This window comes from Oxynema mangrovii CENA135, from assembly GCF_016632315.1.
GTDB classification, from domain to species: Bacteria; Cyanobacteriota; Cyanobacteriia; order Cyanobacteriales; family Laspinemataceae; genus Oxynema; species Oxynema aestuarii.
The window spans coordinates 493,451-514,464 of record NZ_JAEOXH010000001.1 but is presented as its reverse complement, the minus strand read 5'-3'; the positions used below and the strand labels follow the sequence as shown (position 1 = coordinate 514,464).

General features: G+C 52.0%; 15 protein-coding genes and 1 tRNA gene. 6 read left to right on the top strand and 10 right to left on the bottom strand.

The window, feature by feature from the left end; all coding sequences use genetic code 11:
* The first annotated feature begins 500 nt into the window (after positions 1–500).
* Both JJD41_RS02030 and JJD41_RS02025 read left to right on the top strand, forming a co-directional pair.
* Positions 501–1,550 (top strand): fatty acid desaturase, encoded by a 1,050-nt coding sequence (locus tag JJD41_RS02030; protein WP_200667001.1) that lies wholly within the window; start codon positions 501–503, stop codon positions 1,548–1,550.
* A 413-nt stretch (positions 1,551–1,963) separates the two neighbouring features.
* On the top strand, positions 1,964–2,452 hold the full coding sequence (locus tag JJD41_RS02025) for a hypothetical protein (protein WP_200664485.1): 489 nt from the start codon (positions 1,964–1,966) through the stop codon (positions 2,450–2,452).
* Here the strand turns inward: JJD41_RS02025 and JJD41_RS02020 are convergent.
* Together JJD41_RS02020 and JJD41_RS02015 are read right to left on the bottom strand one after the other, a co-directional pair.
* Positions 2,449–4,905 carry a hypothetical protein gene (locus tag JJD41_RS02020; RefSeq protein ID WP_200664484.1) on the bottom strand — a complete coding sequence of 819 codons (2,457 nt, stop codon included), beginning with the start codon at positions 4,903–4,905 and terminating at the stop codon, positions 2,449–2,451. The genes JJD41_RS02025 and JJD41_RS02020 overlap by 4 nt on opposite strands.
* 173 nt (positions 4,906–5,078) lie before the next feature.
* Positions 5,079–6,302 carry a glycosyltransferase family 4 protein gene (locus JJD41_RS02015; protein WP_459543057.1) on the bottom strand — a complete coding sequence of 408 codons (1,224 nt, stop codon included), beginning with the start codon at positions 6,300–6,302 and terminating at the stop codon, positions 5,079–5,081.
* Between the two features lie 223 nt (positions 6,303–6,525).
* Between JJD41_RS02015 and JJD41_RS02010 the strand changes: the two genes are divergently transcribed.
* Both JJD41_RS02010 and JJD41_RS02005 read left to right on the top strand, forming a co-directional pair.
* A complete protein-coding gene (locus JJD41_RS02010) occupies positions 6,526–7,581 on the top strand; it encodes an Npun_R2821/Npun_R2822 family protein (protein ID WP_200664482.1) in 1,056 nt (351 codons plus the stop codon).
* Between the two features lie 347 nt (positions 7,582–7,928).
* A complete protein-coding gene (locus JJD41_RS02005; RefSeq protein ID WP_200664481.1) occupies positions 7,929–8,876 on the top strand; it encodes a glycosyltransferase family 2 protein in 948 nt (315 codons plus the stop codon).
* On the opposite strand, the gene JJD41_RS02000 is transcribed toward JJD41_RS02005, so the two are convergent.
* Both JJD41_RS02000 and JJD41_RS01995 read right to left on the bottom strand, forming a co-directional pair.
* Positions 8,873–13,066 carry a PAS domain S-box protein gene (locus tag JJD41_RS02000; RefSeq protein ID WP_234488469.1) on the bottom strand — a complete coding sequence of 1,398 codons (4,194 nt, stop codon included), beginning with the start codon at positions 13,064–13,066 and terminating at the stop codon, positions 8,873–8,875. The genes JJD41_RS02005 and JJD41_RS02000 overlap by 4 nt on opposite strands.
* 279 nt (positions 13,067–13,345) lie before the next feature.
* Complete coding sequence (locus tag JJD41_RS01995; RefSeq protein ID WP_200664479.1) at positions 13,346–13,945, bottom strand: MiaE family protein; 600 nt, start codon at positions 13,943–13,945, stop codon at positions 13,346–13,348.
* A 176-nt stretch (positions 13,946–14,121) separates the two neighbouring features.
* Here JJD41_RS01995 and JJD41_RS01990 point away from each other — a divergent pair, with 176 nt between their 5' ends.
* Complete coding sequence (locus tag JJD41_RS01990; RefSeq protein ID WP_200664478.1) at positions 14,122–14,739, top strand: hypothetical protein; 618 nt, start codon at positions 14,122–14,124, stop codon at positions 14,737–14,739.
* Positions 14,740–14,794: 55 nt separating this feature from the next.
* A tRNA-Gly gene (locus tag JJD41_RS01985) sits at positions 14,795–14,865 on the top strand.
* Positions 14,866–14,872: 7 nt separating this feature from the next.
* Here the strand turns inward: JJD41_RS01985 and JJD41_RS01980 are convergent.
* From JJD41_RS01980 to JJD41_RS01955, 6 genes are all read right to left on the bottom strand, one after another.
* A complete protein-coding gene (locus tag JJD41_RS01980) occupies positions 14,873–15,349 on the bottom strand; it encodes a hypothetical protein (protein ID WP_200664477.1) in 477 nt (158 codons plus the stop codon).
* Positions 15,350–15,578: 229 nt separating this feature from the next.
* Positions 15,579–15,914, bottom strand: a complete 336-nt coding sequence (locus tag JJD41_RS01975; RefSeq protein WP_200664476.1) for a cupin domain-containing protein — start codon at positions 15,912–15,914, stop codon at positions 15,579–15,581.
* A 65-nt stretch (positions 15,915–15,979) separates the two neighbouring features.
* Complete coding sequence (locus JJD41_RS01970) at positions 15,980–16,759, bottom strand: SAM-dependent methyltransferase (RefSeq protein WP_200664475.1); 780 nt, start codon at positions 16,757–16,759, stop codon at positions 15,980–15,982.
* A 225-nt stretch (positions 16,760–16,984) separates the two neighbouring features.
* Positions 16,985–19,756, bottom strand: a complete 2,772-nt coding sequence (locus tag JJD41_RS01965; RefSeq protein WP_200664474.1) for a TIGR02921 family PEP-CTERM protein — start codon at positions 19,754–19,756, stop codon at positions 16,985–16,987.
* A gap of 242 nt (positions 19,757–19,998) precedes the next feature.
* The gene (locus tag JJD41_RS01960; RefSeq protein WP_200664473.1) at positions 19,999–20,424 is read right to left on the bottom strand and encodes a hypothetical protein; all 426 of its coding nucleotides are present in this window, start codon (positions 20,422–20,424) and stop codon (positions 19,999–20,001) included.
* 109 nt (positions 20,425–20,533) lie between these two features.
* Complete coding sequence (locus JJD41_RS01955) at positions 20,534–20,959, bottom strand: hypothetical protein (RefSeq protein WP_200664472.1); 426 nt, start codon at positions 20,957–20,959, stop codon at positions 20,534–20,536.
* Between the last annotated feature and the right edge of the window lie 55 nt (positions 20,960–21,014).

Sequence of the window (21,014 nt, the reverse complement as noted above, 5' to 3'; positions counted from 1 at the left end):
CCGGGAGGGAATGAGGGGATCGTCTCTTATGCAGATGCAGCTCGCAAGTCCCGGTCACCTTCCCAGGCGATCGCCCCCGACCGGAGCTTATCGTTAGTCTTTTTTAGAGTTATGGACAGATGTAGCTTTTAACGGCACAATAAACATCAATGTTGATTCGCCCCGACCTCGACGATCGCCCGACGCGGATGGGATTTTCTCAAAAATTCGTGAATCTGCGATGGTTCGTTAGAGAAATTAGGGGTTAGGATAAACGGAGCCGAGTAAAATACTCGAAGGTAAGACGACCGCCGTAATTCCAGTACGAACGCGATCGCGCGATTCTGCTGACTCCTTTGGAGTCGCTAAGCGAACGCAGACCCTGGGCGATCGCCCACTGGGAACGACGGCAGCGTCCGAACGAGATCGAAAGCCTGCGATTAGCCCGTAATTGGCGGGCTTTTAATGTGCCGCGATCGCGGTACGGAAACGAGTGTGAACTGGAGAAAATTGATTTATTCATGACAGCATCGACATTACAGAAGTCTCAGGATTTGACATCAACATCGCTCAAAGAAGACTTACGCCTGAGAGATATTTTGCAAACCCTGCCAAAAGAGATTTTTATTAAAAATCGGCGTAAAGCGTGGACGAAAGTTTTTGTTAGTGTCTTGATGGTTGGCTTGGGTTACTGGGGATTGGCGATTTCTCCCTGGTACTTATTACCTCTAATGTGGATTTTTACCGGGACGGCGTTGACCGGTTTTTTTGTGATCGGCCACGATTGCGGTCATCGTTCCTTTGCGAACCGGAAATGGGTAAACGATTTAGTCGGGCACGTCATGATGCTGCCCTTAATTTTTCCCTTTCACGGCTGGCGCATCGGTCACAACCATCACCACAAGCACACCAATAAAATTGGTGAGGATAACGCTTGGGAACCTTGGGAACAAGAAGGCTACGACAACCGTAGCGCCGGAATCCGCTTCTTCTACCGACGGTTACGCGGTCGCTTTTGGTGGATTGGTTCGGTCACGCACTGGGCCTTTCTGCACTTTGACTGGTGGCGTTTTGAAGGCAAACAACGGGAACAGGTGCGCTTTTCCGCCTTACTGGTCATCGTTTCGGCGGCGATCGCCTTCCCAGTCATGTTCGCAACGCTCGGCGTCTGGGGTTTCGTCAAGTTCTGGCTGCTGCCTTGGTTGGTGTACCACTTCTGGATGAGTACTTTTACGATCGTCCACCACACCACCCCGGATATTGCCTTTGCGACGCCGGATCGTTGGAATGAAGCGAAAGCTCAACTCTGCGGAACCGTTCACTGCGATTATCCTCGTTGGGTGGAATTTCTCTGCCACGATATCAACGTCCACGTTCCCCATCACTTGTCTACGGCGATTCCGTCGTATAACTTGCGCAAAGCTCATCAAGTTTTACGAGAAAAGTGGGGAGATTCTCTCAAAGAAAGTCGCTTTTCGTGGAAGTTGATGAAAGAAATTACCGATGTCTGTCATTTGTACGATCCGGAACGCGGCTATATCTCGTTTAAGGAATATCACGCCCGTCAGTAATCCGACGGCAAGGGTTTAAGCCAAGAAACCGGGCGATCGCGCATTTCTCAGAAGGCGATCGCCCGGTTTCTTGGTATAGGGGCGAAAAATTGTGCGCCCTAAGAGACCGTTTATAAAGAAAACATAGAAAAATCTAGTAGGGGTTTGGTTACCAAACCCCTACTTGTCTAGGGTTTGGCAACCAAACCCCTACAATGCACCATAGACTATCGAGAGGATTGGGCTAACCCGATGACAGCCATCTGTCATTTGAGGTTCTGACGATCGCCTCCGTTCAAACCAGGCTGTTAATGTTTATTTTATAAACAGTCTCTAAAAGCTCTAATGAGGATCGGAAAAGCGATAAAGTCCAACATCCAACATCCAACATCTAAAATCTAAAATCTAAAATCATCTAAAATCTAAAATTCCTCATGTCTCATCCGTCTCCCGGTCCGATTCCCTTCAGTCCTAAAGGTGTTTACCGTTGTCCCGTGTGTCGTTACGGGGAACTGTCGCAAATGGTGATGATGGAGGCATTCTCCTGTAACTTTTGCGATCGCATCTTTACGGCGAACTTCGATCGCCATCAATTGCAATTAGCGGATAACGCCCAACCTCGGAGTTGGTATTGGAACGGTCGCGGATGGCAGGGAGTACAACAGCAAGGGAGCGAATTTGGATGGGGCTTAATCCTGCTGGCGATCGCCTTTTGCCTGCTTCCACCGACGATCGTGTGGCTGGGGGCGCACTTATTCCCGCCGCTTCCCGGGAGTCGTCTCGCCTGGTTGCCCGATGTTTGGGTCGGACTGACCTTAGCCGTTCACGGGGCGATCGTGGCCGGATTTGCGATCGAATACTACCAATTTCCAGTCTGGCTATTCCTACGCGCCTGGTGGCGGTCCGTATTGCCGCCGCGTTAGAACTCGAAGCGTTCCCGGCTGGACGACCAACGCTGTAACGTGTAGCCGTCGGGACTTTCGACCACTAAAGCCAATCCGCCTCGGGCGACCTCGGCAATCCCGGTGACCGCTTGTTGGGCGGCGGTGGTCAGTTCGCTGTAAATCAACGTGCCTTTATCGTCGAAAACGATCGTGCGGGTTCGGTAAGGAGTCACCCCGGTTCCAGAGACCGTTGACGAGGGGAGCAACGCATCCGATCGCAGGGTAAATACGGCCTCGGGCCAGCCGTTGGCGGTCAAGTCGATCGACTGAACCAACCAGCCGCCGAGTTGTTTGAGCATTTGTTCGAGGCTGGGAACTGCTTGTGGGGGCAACTGTCCGGCGGATTGCAACTCGACCCATAAGGTGGGTAATAAAGTTCGCACCCATTCCGGATCGCTTTGGTAAAGTTGGGCGAGGGTTTGGGTTTGGGGCGATCGCCATTCGAGGACCGAACTGCTAAACGCCAGGGCATTTGGCCCGCTTCCTCGTCCCGTGTCCATACTGGAGAGGGGCGAACCTGCGGCTAGCAGGGTCAGTTCCCCATCCTTCGCTTGCACGGCTTTCACCGTCGCGATCGTGCTTTGCTGTTCGCCGTTGCTTCCCCACAGGGCTACCACCACATCCGGATCGGTATGCAAGCCCAATTCTTGCCAGAGGGTTTCCAAGGTGCTGGGGTTGACCCTGGGAAGGTCGGTAAAGGGGGTCTGACGCCAGCCGAGGGAATCGTGAAAACCCCTCAAGCGAATTCGATACCAGATTTCGCCGGGAAGAAGTTCCAAACTGGCGGTATTGGCGGGCTTGAGCCATTCCCCGGGTTGGGCCGTATTGAGAACCGTGGCGCTGCCGAACAGTTGACTGCGGTGATCGCGCAGATTTTCGGCATAGGCGGCGGCTTTGCCGTATAACTCCAATACTTGCAAGGCACGATCGCGGGATTCTGGCGTGGCTTGGGGTTGGGCGTCAAACCAGGAGATCCCGGCAGCTTCGCCTTCGCGGGCGGCGACTAACAGGGTTCCCCAAATTTTCGCTTCGGTTTGGGCGGGGTTGACCCGGACGGCGGTTTCGACGCGCTGCCAGAGACGCTGCCGTGGGTCTTCGAGCAAGGACGAGAGACGATCGCCCTGCTTGAATTGGCTTTCTGAGAGGTCTAACGCCTGTTTCCAGGCGCCATCGAGCAAGGCGATGCGAATTTTGTCCGTCGGGTTCGGCCAGTCCGCACGGGCTTGTTTTTGGGCGATCGTGGCGTGGTAGCGAATTAAGTCGAGTTGGGCTTGGGCGGTGGCGGGCCAATCTTCCGGGGTGAGGCGATCGCGCTTGATGGCTTCCATTAACTGCCATGCGGGGGTCCACAGACCATTGTTCGCCAGTAAGAGGGCATCTTTATACCCTTGGGCGGATAAGGCGGGTTCGCGCAAGGAGATTTCGTCGAGTTGAATGGGATTGAGGAAAAACTCGACCGGGGTGAGTTGGTAAATGCTCAATTGCGGTTCCATTCCGACGCCGCGATCGACCATTAACTCTGCTTCGGCGTCCCCGGTGACGTTTTCCCAAACCGGGAAGTGACCGCCGGGACTGTTCCACTGCAGCATCATGCTGAAATGGGCTGAAATCGGGTTGTAGTGGATGATTTGTCCGTAAGTGACGTTGCGATCGCCGATCTGGCGTTCTCCGACTAAATTAAACCAAAGGCCGTTATCGGGAACGGTGCCCTCAAAGGATTTGAGTTCGGTGAGGGCTAAAACTTCGTTAGCGCCCTCATCCGCGATCGCATTTTCGTCGAGAGAGGCGATCGCAAATGATTTTTCCGGCCCGGCGACGGTCAGTTCCGCCATCAGTTGATAGGAAATTTGTTTGCTATCCGGTTCGCTGCTGTTGAAAACGGGCTGGTACATGCGAAGGGCGACAAATTTCTGACAGTCGGCTTTGGCGCCGTTCTCGGGACAGGAAACAGATTCGAGGACGGGGAGTAAGATCCCGTTGCGGACGGGGGCGCGCGATCGCCCCAGAAAGCCGGGATTTTCGGTATCTGGGTTCGTGCGCGCGGGTCGATCCAAAGGGAGAATTTCCCCGGGAATCAAGCCGGATTCGGCGATCGCCGCTTCGATTTGACTGAGGGTTTGCGGCGGTTCTTTGGTGGCGATCGGAACTTGACTCCACGCCGGAAGGAACGGTTGCAACCACGCCACCGATTGCGGGTCTACAATCAAGCGCACGCTAATCGACAAACCGATAACGAGAACGGCGGTTCCACCACAAAAGGCGGCGATCGCCCCGACAAAGGGCTGCCAGGGTTGCCGGGGTTCTGGGGGACGGCGGCGCTTTGGTTGGGTCGTTCTCTCGCGGCGATCGGTACTCAGAGGCGGTCTAGACCGACGCGGTAGGGGTCGGGAAGCTGGAGACGGTCTGGATCGATGGCGAAGGTTGTGATTCATTCGAGACTCAATCGGCGCGCAAAAACGGCTGGAAGATTTTAGAGTTTAGCGTTTTAAGAGGTTTGGCGTTTTGGGGGCGATCGCGGGCCACTCCTGGGAATCTGCGGGAAGTTGAGGGTTAGATTCTCCGGGTTGTCGCCATTGTAGGGGAAAAATTACGATTCGCGCGGTTTTTAGGGGCGAGACTCCACTAACTCTAGCAGGAGTTGCTCGTAACGTCTGCCTAAAATTTCCCAGTTATACTCCCGTTCCACCATTTTGCGCCCCTGACGCGAAAGTTGCTCTCGCAAACGGCGATCCTCGAACAGGCGACCGATGGCGTAGACATATTCGTTAACTTGATTGGCGCGCAACGCACGCAAGGGAACCTCGGAACCCTCGACTTTCAAGCCTTCCAAACCGCGATCGCTCGCCACCACCGGAGTGCCCGCCGCCATCGCCTGTAAGGTCTTATTTTTAATTCCGTATCCCGTTCGCATGGGAACCACGCACACCGTGGCTTGATGGAGGTAATCGGCGATCGCGGGAACGGTCCCCGTCACCGTGACCCCGCGCAGGTTTTGCAATTCCAACACCGACGGAACCGGACGGGCCCCGGCAATCTCGAAAGTGGTCTCGGGATAGCGGATTTGGACTAACGGGAGGACTTCTAAGGCGAAGAAGCGCGCGGCGTCGATATTCGGTAAGTTATCCATCGCGCCGATAAAGACAATCCGATAGCCCCCGGGATCCCGTTCTCGCGGGGTAAATTCGTCAAAATCGACCCCATTGGCAATGATTTCGAGGCGCGCCTCGGTGCCGAATTCCCGAAATTGGCGGGCGTCGTCCTCGGTGGTGACGACCAAGGCGGAAAATTTGCGACAGTACCCTCGTTCGTAGCGACGGATCAGGGGGAGTTGGACGCGATCGCGCAATGGTTTTTCCGAGGTGGAGGTTTCGACTTGCTGGCGGTAGGTTCCGTAAATCGAACTGTGGATGTTGGCGACTGTCGGCAGGCGATCGCACCATTCCGGTCGCACGTAAATTTCGTTGACGCTATGCTCGCAGGTTACCACGTCATAGGAGCGATCGCTGGCGTAAGCGTCGATCGCCTCTTGCATTTCGATCGAATAAGAGGATAAAACACTCGGTGGAATTCCCGTTTGAATAAAACGTCCAAAACGTTGCAGTTTCTTAAAGAGTTTGAGCCGATTTTCCGGCGAGTTTTTCGGACGCCGGAACACCCGCAATTCAGACACACAACCGCGCAATTGCTCGATTTCGCAATCGCCGACCTCTTCGCCGCTTTGTGTGACCAGAGTCACTGCATGTTTCTGACTTAAATATTTCATGAAATTAAATGTTCTGACCTGAGTTCCCCCCCGCGACGGTGGATAGGGAAAGGTCGCAGAAATCATTAGAATTTTCATTCAGGGTTCACCCCCCAACTAACGGACAGGCGATCGCGAGCGATTCTTTCTCCCACTGATACCATTTTTTTAACGACAAGAGCGACAATAGAATCAAGGGTCGGCAAGGCGATCGTCCAACCCTTCCCCTTTTCCTCCCCGAATTGAACCCGATCGTCCCCCGTCAACCTTGTTGCGATCGCGGGAGGTTATCCCCTACAGGAGTCATTCTATGCCATCATCCGGTGTCTACATCTTGGCCAATGATGTCGTTTACGATCAATTCGTGGCCTTGGTTAATAGTATTGAAGCTAATGTCTCTCCCGATCTTCCCATTTGCGTTATTCCCTATAACGACCGACTCGAACTGATTCAAAAAGAAATTCAATTTCGCCCCCAGCTTAGTTTATTCGAGAATTGGGAAGCGATGCGGCGTTGGGATGAATTTGCACGCGATATTTGGGCGGCCCATTCTGTCGCTCAAAAACATCAGTCTCATTCGGACTGGTACGGTGGAAATCTACAACGAAGATTGGCCGCTTTTGAGGGCGATTTCGATCGCTTCGTCTATTACGATTGCGACAGTCTGGCGATGAAACCCTTAGATCGGGTTTTTGAACGTTTAGATCGGTGGGATTTTGTCTTTGACGATTGGGAACATCAAAAACCCACTCCTGTCGCAGCTTTAAATATTCCCCTGATCGAAAAGAATGGACGCTATACGGAAGCAGAAATTCGTCCCAAACTTCACTGCGGCAGTTTTTTTGCCTCGAAACGCGGTTTATTTGATGCGGCGGCGATCGCGCAATTAAAAACACGCTTGATTGACGGCGGCGAAATTGAGTGGATTAACGGACGCGGATGGTGGGACGATGCATTTTTATTTTGTTATTTGACTTTACCGCGCGATCGCTCGGTGTTTAACTTTACTTTAAGTGACAACCCTTACGAACGCACGGGAAACTGTGCGGATTCCGATCCGTTTGTCAATATCGACAATATCCTTTACAACGAACAAGGATTAAAGCCCATTCACCGCATCCATTACATGAATTATCCCTCGATCTATTTCAATCGCTTGAGTAAGGGGGAAAATTTAAATATCCCCCATCAAGATGTTTTTCTACACTATCGGTTTCTCAAACATCCGGAGGCTAAACCTAAAGAGCTCAAAACGCCGCCCCCCGCGATCGAGCTGGCTTATCAAATCAGCAAAAAACTCCAAAAAATCCGCAAAAAGTTATTACAAAGTACCCTCATCAAGGAAAAAGCTGCAATTGGAGTGTAATCTAATATGCGCCTAAAATTAAGTTTGTTTTTAACTTAATCTTCTAAACATGTACGGATTCAATTTTAGTGAATCCGGCGATCGAATTATTCCTAAATACAGTTGAATCAGGAATGCGATAAGCTATTTCTTTGTTTTGTCCGAGAGCAACAAAGCGGACAGGAGGACTGTACTACTGAAAAACTATTTTTAATGATTTGAATCATGGGTTTAAGAAAATCACTGGCTTGAGTCATGCAGCTTAAATGTTTAAGCAACAAAAACTAACCCGATCGCCCCCAGCAATGCTTGACTATTCTCATCAATCTTTGTAATCCTAAAACTTATCCGATTTTCTCTACTTCTCAATGCCGAAAGTTAGTGTTTGTATTCCTACTTACAATCGAGTCGAACTGCTTCCTCAAGCGATCGAAAGTGTTTTACGGCAAACTTATAGCGACTTTGAACTATTGGTTTGCGATGATGGTTCTACGGACGACACGCCGGAATTGATGGCAAAGCTGAGCGATCCGAGAGTGCGTTATATCCGTCACGATCGCAATATCGGTAAAAGCAATAATATGCGATCGGGTTTTGAAGCGGCAATCGGGGATTATTTTATCAAATTTGACGACGACGATCGCCTCACTTCGGACTTTCTCAAGCGAACGGTCGCCATTTTAGATAAAAATTCTGCCGTAGACTTTGTAGGAACAGATCATTGGATTATCGACATTCACAACCGACGCGATCGCGATCGCACCCAACGCAATTCTCGACAGTGGGGACGCAGCGAATTAGGGGCGGGAATCGTCGATAATTTATTAGAAGTCGTGTTTGTGAAGCAAAGTTTTCAAATCGGCGCCACCCTCTTCCGGCGATCGGCGTTAGAAGCGGTCGGGTTTATGTTGCCGGGATTGCAAAATTGCGAAGATAACGATTTGTTTGTCCGATTGGCGCTGGCGGGCAAACAAGGGTATTATTTACCGGAATTGTTAATGGAATATCGCGTCCACGCCGAACAGGAAGGACTGAATCGGGCTTTGCCGTATTTACGAGATAAATTAAGGTATTTAGAACGGTATCATTTCGATGCGCCCCCTTTAGAAGCCGTTCGCAAAGCCCGGGCGATCGAAACCCAGTTACTGTTAGGATTGCGAGAAATTGAAGCGGGAAAAACCCGAGAAGGACGCCAGCACGTTTGGCAAGCCAAAGCCCATTCACCCGCCAAAGCGTGGCTGGGATTGGGCTTATCTTTTTTGCCGTTAAACTGGCGTCAGATGGCGTTCGATCGCCTGCGGAAATGGCGAAATTAGGGCGAGGACGGGCGAACGAGGGGTAAGGTAAACCAGAAGGTCGCGCCGTCTCCGGGACGGGCGATCGCGCCGATTTCGCCGCCGTGGGCGTTAATAATTTGGCGGCACAAATACAGCCCCAAACCGATTCCGGTAGACTGACGGGCGCGATCGCCTCGGGCGTACAATTCAAATAAGTTTTCGCATTGTTCCGGCTGCATTCCCACCCCATTATCGGCGATCGTGCAGCGAATCTCGGATCGGTTGCCGTTAACTCGATTGAAAGTGGCGTTTAAAGTTAACTCAATCCCGGGAGGATTGTGGTTTAACGCATTGACGATTAAATTTTCCCAGACTCGCCACAGTTGGGACGGGTCGCCTTCGAGCTCGGGTAAATCTTCGGGGATCGTGTTGGTGAGGGTCGCTTGATTTTTATCGAGTAAGGGTTGTAATTCGACGACGAGCGATCGTACCAACGAGGCAATCCGCAGCCGTTCGCAATGTAAGATCGTGCCGCGTACTTCACTCGAATGCACTTCTAAGAGAGAATCGATCAAGTGTAACTGGCGATTGCACCCTTGGATCGTGCGTTCGAGAACCGATCGCCCCACGGAAATAGTATTTTGCTCGCTTTGGCTTTGCAATAAGTTCTTGACTAACAACAACGTCCCCATGACCGGGGTGCGCAAATCGTGGGTGACGGCGTGCAGAAATAAATCTTTGAGTTTGTGCAGTTCTTGCAGTTCGGTGACCGCTTGTTGCAATTCGCAGGTCCGTTCCTCGACTTGTCGTTCCAAATTGGCATTGAGAGCGGCCAATTGTTGGTAGAGTTGAGCTTGTTGCATGGCGATCGCCAACTGGGTCGCGAGGCGTTCGAGAAATTCCTTTTCCGAAGACTCCCAATGGCGGGTGCGATCGCATTGATTGACCACCAACAAACCGAACAGGCGATCGTCTACTAAAATTCTCACCGCCAAACTCGCTTTAATCTCGAACTCTTGAAAATAGCGATCCATCGACGGCGACACCGAGATCTGGGTCGTATCGTCGATCGCCCGGACGGTGCGGCGGTCGAAAAAAGAGACGATTTCGCGATCGTACAGTTCCCGTTCGACCGTATAGCCGAGTACCGATTGGCGTTCGTCGGCGACGGATTCCGCCACGACCGTACCGTCGGATTTGCCGTCTAAATGGGTGATGAACACCCGGTCCGCTTGTAAAAAATGGCGCACTTCATCGACTGCCGTCTTGAGGATTTGACCCAGATCGAGCGATCGCCGGATGCGGATCGCAATTTCTCCGAGCAAGTGTTCCCGTTCCGCCGCCGCCCGTAGTTTTTGTTCGTAAAGCACCTGAGAGGTCACGTCCCTACCCACTCCTAACAAGTGCGGTTTGCCGCGATAGGTAAAACTGGTCCCGAGGACATCGACGTAAAACGTGCTGCCGTCTTTGCGTCGGGCTTTGGCCCGTTGGAAGAACTGACTGCCTCCCGCTTGTACGTTTTCGCGAAATTCCTCAAATAAATGATAGTTCTCGGGATAGACGTAATCTTTCGGGTGCATCCCGATGAATTCTTCGTAAGTATAGCCGTGCATGTGACAGCAGGCGGGATTGACTTCGACGACCTTTCCGGTTTCCGGGTCGTTAATCATCAATGCATCGCTGGTTGCCTCGAAAATTTGCCGATATTGCTCTTCTTTTTCCCGTAATTGCGCTTCGGCGCGCTTGCGTTCGGTGATGTCGTTGGTGACGGTCAACATGCAGGCTTCGTCTCCGAGTTGGATCGGTTCGGCGGAGAGCAAACCGATACGGATTTCTCCCGATTTGCTGCGCAGTTCGACTTCTTCGTTATAAATGCCGCCTTCCCGTTGCAGGCGTTCGAGTAGGCGCGATCGCGCCTCGGGATCCACCCAGATCTTGAGTTCGCAAGGACAGCGACCGATGAGCTCTTCGCGTTCGTAGCCGAAGATCCGCAGACAACTGTCGTTGACTTCGAGATAGCGTCCGTCGGCGAGGGAGGAGATCGCGATCGAGTCGGGAGAGGAACGAAACGCTTTGGAAAATTTATCTTCGGAGACGCGCAAGGCTTCTTCCATGCGCTGGCGTTCGGTAATGTCGATCCCGACAAAGATCGCCGCTTGTCCCCGTTGGTATTTCTGGGCGACGATCAGATAATGTTTGGGGCCGTTCGACCCGTGAGGGCTGGTAATTTCCCGGGAGGCTTGCTGGACGTCGCTGGTAAAAAATTCGCGCACGAATTCGGGAAATTCGCCGTTGGGATCGATAAAACCGTTGATAAATCCGACTTTTTGGCCGACGAATTCTTCCGGGGAGAGGCCAAAACTGCTCGCGAGGGATTCGTTAACGCCGAGATAGGTGTAGTCGGAGGCAATCCAGGAGACGGATCCGGGGACGGCATCGATCGCGGCTTTGAGGCGATCGCGTGCTTGTTGCAGGGAGGCGATGAGCTGGTTGCGGACTTGTTCGGACGATTTGCGATCGCTGATGTCGCGCACGATCGCCATCACTTCGCGATCGCCGCACAGGGCCAGGCGCGCTTCCCAATCCCGTCGCTGTTGGCTTCCGTCGGGGTTGCGATGCCATAAATAATATTCAAAACTTTGGGTTTCCCCGGTTTCGATGGCTATTTTAACGTTTTTGATAAATAAGTCGGCGACCCATTTCGGGATTAAGTCGTAAACTGTTCTGCCGATAATTTGATTGGGAGGGGCGGCGAGATCGCTATCTTTTTCGGCTTTAAAGTCGAGATAAACCCCATCGATGCTAAAGCGAAACATTAAATCGGGAATGGCGTTGAGTAAGGCCCGATTTTTGGCTTCGCTGGCTTTGACGGCGGCGAGAGATCGCTTCAACTCGGCCAGATCGCGCAAGCTGACGACTCGCGCGGGTTGTCCCCGGTAGGTGATGTCTTTGGCGCGCACTTCGCAGGGAAAAACGGTGCCGTCTTTTTTCAAGCCGATCGCCTCGAAGGGCTCGTCGGAGGGCGATCGCAGTCGTTCGCGGATGAGTGCTTGCCCTTCGGGGGGAGTCAGTTGCAAGACCGATCGCCCGATCAGTTCGTGCGCCGAATAGCCGAATAAGGCTTCGGCGGCGGGATTGAGATCGACGAGGATCCCGTTTTGATGGAAGAAGACCGCTTCAAAGGTGGCATTGAAAAAGCTTTGCAAGCGTTCTTCACTGGCGCGTAGCTGCTCTTGAGCGAAGGCGCGATCGCTGATATCCATCACCAAGCCATCCCAAATAATATTATCGCCCTCTTTTCTGGCTCGGGCGATTCCTTTGACCCATTTCAGGATACCCTTTGGGGTGAGTAAGCGCCCTTCCCAGTGCCAGGGTTCTAAGGTTTCGGCGGATCGAGCGACGGATTCGAGGTAACTGGGGCGATCGTCGGGATGGATGGCGTCGGTGAGAGCGTGAAAATCGGCTTGGATTTGTTCCGGTTCTAACTCGAACAGTTCTCGCGAACCGTTGCTGGCGTAAATGACGGCTTGAGAGCCGTCGGCATGTTGGATAAATTGATAGATGAAACCGGGAACGTTGGCGGCAATTTGCTGCAGGCAGCGATCGTAATGATTTTGTAGTTTAGAGATTTTTTGATGGGCTCGTTCTCGTTCTAACAAACTGCCGATACTGGCAGCCATGGTAATTAATACGGCTATTTCTTCGTCGGTCCACTGGCGACAGTGGTGACAGTCGTCAAAGCCGATCGCCCCCCAGAAGTCGCCGCGAATGCGAATCGGGACTAACAGCATCGATTGGGTGCGATCGCGCTCGAACAGCTCTCGGGTACTGGCGCTGAGGTTTTCGAGGGTGGCGGCGATCGGCTGACCGCAGCTTAGGCGATCGTACCACTCTCGCAACTGCTCGGTTTCCATGGTCAGGTTTTCGACGAGACAGGCGCTCAGTTCGGACCGCAGACACGGACGCACCCACCCGAAACGTTGGGTCATGCAGCTTTGTTCGGTTTCCGGATGGGGGTGCGCTTCTAACAGGTAGACGCGATCGACTTGGGTCGCGGTGCCTAAAATTTGTAAGGCACTGTCGATCGCCCGCTCGCGATCGTCGATGCTGAGCAGTTGATAATTGGCTTGGGCAATCCCTTGCAAGAGTTTGGCATGAGATAAAGTTTGTTGGCTTTGGCGTTTGTGGGGTTTGCCTCGAAATCCTTTGGGATGGGAACTCAGTTGCATCTTCACGGTTCTGTCCTCGTCAGGCTGCGGTCTCTCGCTCGTTCGACACGATCTAATCCTCTGGAGCGACCCCCCTAGCTCGCCATGATGGCCGCGTTCCGTGCTCCGGTTTGTGCGATCGCGATTGGGTGTCTCAGGGCAAGATTGTAAGCGCAATTTTGCTCGCGCGCGGTCTTCCCCTACATTGTCAGCTTTCTCATCGGCTTTGTTTTCACCCAAGTGGGTGAACTGAATGCATGAGGTGATGCAGATTTCGGGACGAACAAAACTTATATATACTTAACTGTGAATGCGCGGCTCGGGATGTAAAGTTGAAAGTAACTCACTTTCGACGACAGCCAGTTCGTTCAACCGGGCGGTGACGCGATCGCGATCGAAGTAAGTCGTCGCCAGAATCCAATAGGTGCCGTAATGGCGCGCTTCCGACGCCATCAAACTCCGATAGAATTTCGCCAATTCCGGTTCGGGACAGTGGCTGGCGAGTAAGCCCAAACGCTCGTGACTGCGGGCTTCGATCGCCCCGGCGACCAGGAGGGAGTCTAAAAGGCGATCGGGTTCTTGCGGGCGAATTTGGGCTTTGAGTCCGGCGGCGTAAGGGGGCGACGAAAGGGGTCCGAGGGCGATTCCCCGCCGTTCGAGGTGCTGGTTGACGAGTTCAAAATGTTCTAATTCTTCGCGGGCTATGCTCGTGAGGGCGCGCACTAATTCGCTATTGGACGGATAGCGAAACATCAAGTTTAACGCCACTCCGGCGGCTTTGCGTTCGCAGTGGGAATGATCGAGCAAGATCGTGTCGAGATGGGCGATCGCTTGCTCGACCCAAGCGGGAGAGGTGGGGGTTTGCAGAAATTCGATCGTCGGTAGGGGAGGACGGTTCATCGGTAATTTGTTTCAGGAATAGCGATCGCTGTTTGATTTTACGCGAAAGCGACGGGCGATCGCTCCCTACTCTTCTCCCCCTAGTCAGGATCGTGCCGTTCGGGTCACACTAGAGACACCCGGTTAATGGGGTCGGGGTGCGTCAAGCTTGTTGTTTCTGTTGAGTTGACGGATTTATGTTTCTCGACCGTTCCGTGAAACCCTCCCGACTGTCTTTTCGGCGCGATCGCACCCGTTCCTCGTGGGGGTTCGCCCTCTTGCTCGCCGCAACTACTACGGCGTTGGCGATCGACGTGTTACGGGATTGGCCCGTGGGAGAATTGGCGACGATCCCCTCGCCGTCACTATCTTCGGAAGACCTCCCGTTGGCGGCGGACGGCGATCGCCCCTCAGTCGAATCGACTCCGGACTCTTCCGCTCAACCCCCTAACCCTCAACCGTCTCCCGTCCCTCGACGTGGGGCGATCGCCACCCTCGTCAATGCTAAACTTGCCAACTACGGGCGCGACGTTCCCGACCTCCCCGCCACCGTGTCGGCGCAACAAATCGAATTTCCCGACCTCGCCTATCCGCGATCGCAACAGCGTCAGGACGAACAATTACTGATTTTAAGCGTTCTCGTCGCTCCCAACGGCAACCCCCAGCTCATTGCCGTTTACCCGGAACATCTCAGCCCGTCTTACAACGACCTCGCCCGCCAAATTTTGGAAACCTGGGAGTTTCAGCCCGCCGAGATGGGCGATCGGCCCGTGGCGAGCTTGCTCGATCTCTATCTCAAACTCGATCCACTTTGAGCCGGGGTATTGCGCCCTGCAAAACTTATGTTAATATGAGTTTTACGTGACTGGCGCGGGCATAGTTTAGTGGTAAAACCATAGCCTTCCAAGCTATTGATGCGGGTTCGATTCCCGCTGCCCGCTTTTGAGATTAACTGGCTTCCCTATTTTCCGATCGCGCCGCGATCGCCAGTACCAAGCATAACGCCGAAATCGCCTTTTGCCATTCTTGACGCACGCGATCGTCCTCTACGGCGTCAAAGGTCCCCACCAAGCGGGGAATCGACGCTTCTAACGCCGGAAGGGGAACCGGACGGTGTAACTCGACCAAACGCTGCAAACTTTCTTGGTTATTGAGAAATCCAATCGTCCATTTAATCGTATGGTCCGGACTGTCGGGCACTCGTTTGAGTTTTAACTCGTTCTTCAACCACCCATAAAATGGCGGCAATTGTTTGGCTAACGTCTGTCCGGCAGTCGGTAGGGTTTCTTTGAGTAATTCTACATCCAAACTGCCCAATAAAGTCTGCGATTCCGGTAAGGCTAAAAACTCGTCGAGGGAAAGGGTCAGCCAATACTCTAATTGAGTTTCGGAAACATCGAGGCGATCGCGGAAAGTTTGTAACATTTTCTAACTTGAGTGTTGGTAGATATTGTGATTATTGGCGAAAACGATCGCCCTGACTATGAGATAGCTCAGTTTTCGCCACCCATTATCTGAAAACGGGCGATCGCTATCTCTTTGTCAGGTCATTTTAAGGTGATTACAGGTATTCCAGCCACTAAAAAATCGCGGTGGGAATCTCCCCCAACCGCGATCGTCGATAATTTGAATTACGATTTTTCTACTTTTTCTACTATTTTGTTTCCGAAAGAGTCAGTAGAAAAGCTAAATTGTCTTGCGCTTTCAGTGCATGAGGAGCGTGAGCAGTCATAAAGACAAACACCCCCGGTTCGAGTTGAATGTCTTCGCCTTCCAAGGTTAAAATTCCGCGACCTTCGAGGACGACAATCGACGCATTGCGGCTGGAAGTATGTTCGGAAATATCCGTTTCCGCAGCCAGACAAAATAAACTGTACTGACAGTTGTCATCTTTGAGTAACACTTTACTGAGTACGCCGTCTTGTGGATATTCGATTAACTCAGTAAAGTTGCTGTTAAAACAACGGTTTGATGGAGCGATCGCATTCATAATAGAACCTCTATGTTTGATGGTTTTACAATTCTCAAAATTGAAAGCAAATAACAGCAAAAAGCTTATTCAGGTCGTATGACTTGCAAAACAATATAACCTAAGTCATCGTGGTATTTCAGAAAAGTTTTCCGCATTTGAAACACTCGATTTCGTAATGCTGGGTTGGCTAAAATATTACGGGCGATGCGAATAGTCTGCCCTAATCCTTCATCGCGGATGAGTTGTGGCAAAGTGAGCATTTCTAACGCCCCAGTATCAAGATTTTTGATTTGCAATCCTACGGTTTCCCATAGACTGCGCCAACGATCTTGGAAAAGGGGTTGGGAACTGACGCGAATAATTTGTGCGAGGTTTTTATGTAGCTGTTGTTCATCCGCGCGAGCGAGCATTTCGTGGGAAAGGAGTTGACCGTCGGGTTTGAGTTTCGCTTGTAATAAGCGTGCCATTTTCTCTTTTCCCGGTTGCGACTGCATGGTTAAAATCGCTTCGGCAAAAATGCAGTCAAACTGACGATCGATCTCGTCGAGTTTAAAAATATCGCCCTCGATGATTTCAATCCGATCGCTCAATCCCGCCGCTTCGATATTGGCGCGCGCTTTGGCGACACTATCGGGATTTTTTTCAATTCCAACGACCCGAACTCCAAACCGACGGGCGATCGCGATCGCGCTTTCGCCGAAGCTGGCGGCTAACTCTAAAACAGTCTGTTCCTGCTGCAAATTTGCCCAATTCAATAACTGTTCGGTAGCGCGTCGTCCTCCCGGTCTTAACACCGTTTTGCCCGCCGCCGCTAACACTTGATGACCCGGTGCAGTTTGATAATTTAATGTTGTCGTACTCATCTTATTTGTGGCCTTTGCTACACTTGCGATCGTGACAAATTTTTTTAAAACTGTCTGTGAGGTAGCTCAAGGTTGCGGGAAAAGGGCACCTAAAAATAACCCGCCGAGGCGGGTTAAGAAGCAATATATAGCCATCCTCAATCTTGTCGTCAAATTCAGGGGTTGTAGGGACACTGCATTGCCGTGTCCCTAAAGGGATTTGGCGAGTTGATAAGGTCGTCGAAATTAGGACGATTTAGGGTACTGACGCTTGAAAAAGATTAACAAGCCGATCGCCGCGATCGCCCCTAAATATTGATGGGGTTCCGGAACCGGAGATGCCATCAAATCCGGCGGTTTCGATAAAGTTTCCTGTCCGTCTTCTACCTCGCGGTCGAAGCGATCGTCTTTCGCTTCGGCGCGTTTGAGGGCGTCCCGTTGGGCGTCGTTGACCAGGACGATCGCCGACGAGTACGGCGAGACAATTTCGTACTGTTTGGCGATCGCGTGGACCGCATCGAGATTGGTCAAGTCCTTCGGATCGAGATTTTCCGTCATCGCCAGAATCACTTGACGGGCGGCGATCGCCTCAAATCCGTCATTTTTTGGCGAATTGCCAAGATTGGCGGCATTTTCGAGGGGGCTAACCCGCCAAATATACCCGTCAAAGGCTCCGATCGCGTCGTCCCCGAGTTGCGCTTGAGTGCCCAGACGCCGCAACACCGATCCGACATCTGTCGCCACCCCACCGCGACTTTGTTGCAAACTCTGCACCGTCCCATCGTCGTAAGCACGGGGGAGACCGCCTAAGTGAACCATCCACAACGGCGCCGACAATTTCGGCAGCTCTTTGGTCTCTTCTGCTAACTCGTAACTCCCCTCGTCGGTGACCAGCAAGATCCCGTCATAGGGCGTATCGGCGCGCAATTGGGCAAATTGCTGCAACATTTGCTGGAACGAGATCGATCCGTAAAATTGGATCCCGTCGAGATCGAAGCGACTCAGATCGTCGAGACGCTGGGGTTGCACTCCGGGTGACCCCGTCAGATATAAGTCGGCGTCGTTATTGGCAAATTGGTTATCGGCGAATCCATTTTGTTTTAACCAGGCGAAGGTTTCCGCGATCGCCTCGGCGCGATCGCCCATACTGTAGGAGCGATCGAGAATCACGGCAAAACGCCGATTTTGCGGCAATTGCTCGTCTGTATCGCTCAACGGTTGCGCCGTGACGCGATATCCGGCGATCTCCGAACTTTGATGGGTCGTCGCTGGTGCGGAATTCCTGGCTGCGACAAAAGCAGGTAACCAATCTTCGACCGACGCTTTGACAGTTTCGCCGTTATAAACCCGTTGCGTCTTGTGAGTCCAGAAAATATTCCGTTTCTCGCCGAGATCGGGCATCGGCCAGCCGCGATCGTCGCGCATCACCTTATAGGTCAACCATAAGTGCAGTTGCGGCTGTTCTTCTCCCTGGCGCTTTTCTTCAGAACTGAGCTTTCTGGGGATCGGATAGGCGCGTAAACGATAGTGGCGCGGTCCGACTTGTTCGAGTAACGCCGGATCGACCTGTCGCTGCACTTGCTCGTTATATACTTGCTGCGCGGCCCCTCGCGGGGAAATTTGGAAGCGGAAGCGATCGTCGAGATCGTCCGTATTTCCCAGCCACAAGCCCGTAATCACGGCACTTTCCGGTAAGGAGAAGGAATAAAAAACTTCCTCATCCAAGTTCGTTTGATTCGCGTACACTTCGTGCACTTCGACCTCGGCCCAGTCGCCGCGTTCGGTCACGTTAACGTCTTGTTGCGCCAGCCAAACTCGTTCCTCATTGACGTTGAGAACTCCCGCTTTGGCTTGGTCTTGGCTGTAGGTCGATCTCACCGCATCGAGGATCGGCGATCGTTCTCCTTGTTGGATCGAGGTATCGAAAAACTCGGCATACCGTTGCGCCGCTTTCTCGTCTTCCGATCGCGATCCGCGATACAAAAACGGTGCCATCACTTGATTGTAAGCCTGCTGTACCCACCCGGAGGCCGCGTCGTTCCAGCCCAACAAATGGTGGTACATCAGCGCGATGTGGTTGTTTTCCTCGGTGGTACTTAAATAGCGGTAAGAGGAGAGGTAGGCGTTGGTCAGTCCGGCGCGTAATTGGTCGCGGTTGTCGAGGAGTTCTTGGCGATCGCGATCGCTGCTTGGCGGCGTCTTCAACTGCTCGAATGCCTGAATTTGCGGCTGTTGCTGCGCGGCGAAAAAGATTAATAATCCTGCCGTCACGACGGCGCCAGCGCCGACCGATGCCCAGTTGCGCCCGTATTGCGCCCCAAATTGGCGCCAGACGCGGTAACTGGAATAGATGTAAAAACTGGCAAATGCTGACGGCATCGCAATAAATAAGGTACAGCTAAAGCCGAACAGCAGAAACATCAACGGTAACCACCAGAAAACATCGGCGGAGGCGTAGCGTAACATGTCGCCGAGAATCCACAGCCATTCCAAGCTGACCAAGCCTTTGACAAACCAAAGGGTGAGGGGAACGGCGTAAAAGAGTAAGAGGATTCCGACATAAGTGCCGACCATTCCGGCGATCGCGTGAAAGCCGAGATGCAGCGCGTTGAGACGGCGATCGCCTTCGCTATAACGCCACTTTAATTCTGCCGCAAAGGTGGCGATCGCCACGGCAATCGTGGCGAGGACTAAACTACTCGCCGGGGTCAGTTGTCGGATTAAAAATAAGCGCGTGAATCCCAGCAGCAATAACGGCGCTTCTACTCCATAAAAGAAGCGCATTAACTGGAGGGGTTGTTTTCGTAAATATTTGAATCCAATAACGCAAGAAATCGGCACAATGGCGATAATTCCCAATAAAGTGAGGGAAAAACCGAGGGGAATCCACCCGTCGATCGTCGCTTCGATTAAGGGAATGCCAATCGGCGGCAAAATCCCCAAGTAGACGACGGCGAGAAACGTTAGGTTCCACGCCCAAAAGGTAAAGTGAAAGAATCGATTGAGCCAATTTTTCATCGCTGCAATTCCTACTCGAACGGTTGGTGCGATCGCAAAACTTAGGAATAATGCGGGTTCTTTTCCATTGAAGCCTCACAGCGCAAAACGTCAAGGGTTACCTACAGCGCTTTATCGTTTTTTTACGCGAATCTCCCCGAGTCTTTAAGGGGCGATCGTGTTTCTCTTCCCTCGGTGTACGTCTTTTTACCTATTTGCTCTTCCCTGTAACGATAGGCCAATGGCGTATCGTTTCTACGAAACTAGAGATCGAATTTATAATAAATATCCCCTTCTGGGGTGACTTCAAAATTGGCGTTAAATTCTTTTGCTCGTTCGTCTAAAAAGGCTTTCGCTTCTCGTCCGGGCAGTTTGGCTGCCATTGCCAATTGCATGATGCTAATTCTGCCGTGGTTGGCTTGCAAAACTTGATAAAACTGTTCCTGAATTTGTCGGCGATCGCCCTCTATTTGCTTTAATTGGCTTTCTTTCCCTTCGCGATAAAGGCTGACACCTAAAATACTGCCTAAAACGGTCATCGGTAAGCCAAAAATAACGATCGTGGCTTTAAGTTCTTCGCGATCGCTCGCTGGTGTATGTTCGTTATCTAATTTGCGATCGGCAATGACGAGAATGGACAAGCCGAAGGTGAGCAGTAAGGCGGCGGCAGATGTTTTAAAAAGTTTCACGATTGGAACATAAATTGTTTTTACATTTTCGCTGTTTTACGGTACATTTCGATCCCCCTAAATCCCCCTTAAAAAGGGGGACTTTCACTGCCCCCTATCTAAAATTTCTTTATAACGGAAAACGATAATAAATCGAACCGTCTTCCCTAACTTCAAAACTGGCATCAAATTCTCGGGCTTTTTCATCTAAGAATAACTTAGCTTCTTCCCCGGTAATTTCTGCTTCCATTGCAAAACCTAAAACACCGATGCGACCGTCATATTCTCTGACGATCCGATAAAATAAATGTTGTAGCCGATCGCGCTCTTGTTGTGCGGCGATGCGATCGTGTTTGCGTCCGTCGCGATACAATCCCCACAGCATCGACGTTCCGGCGATCGTGGCGGGTAAGGTAAAGATGGCTAAGGCAGCGATCGCGCCTTCTTTATCTTCGTCGCTCGTGTCTTGGCTGACAATATCGGCGATCGCCAAGGCGGACAAGGGAACCCCCAACGCTAATAAAAACCCAGCGACAACTTTTTTAATGGCTTTCATCGTTGCAAACCTCTCAGATGCGATTGAGAAGGCTAGAATTGCCGGATCTCCCGTC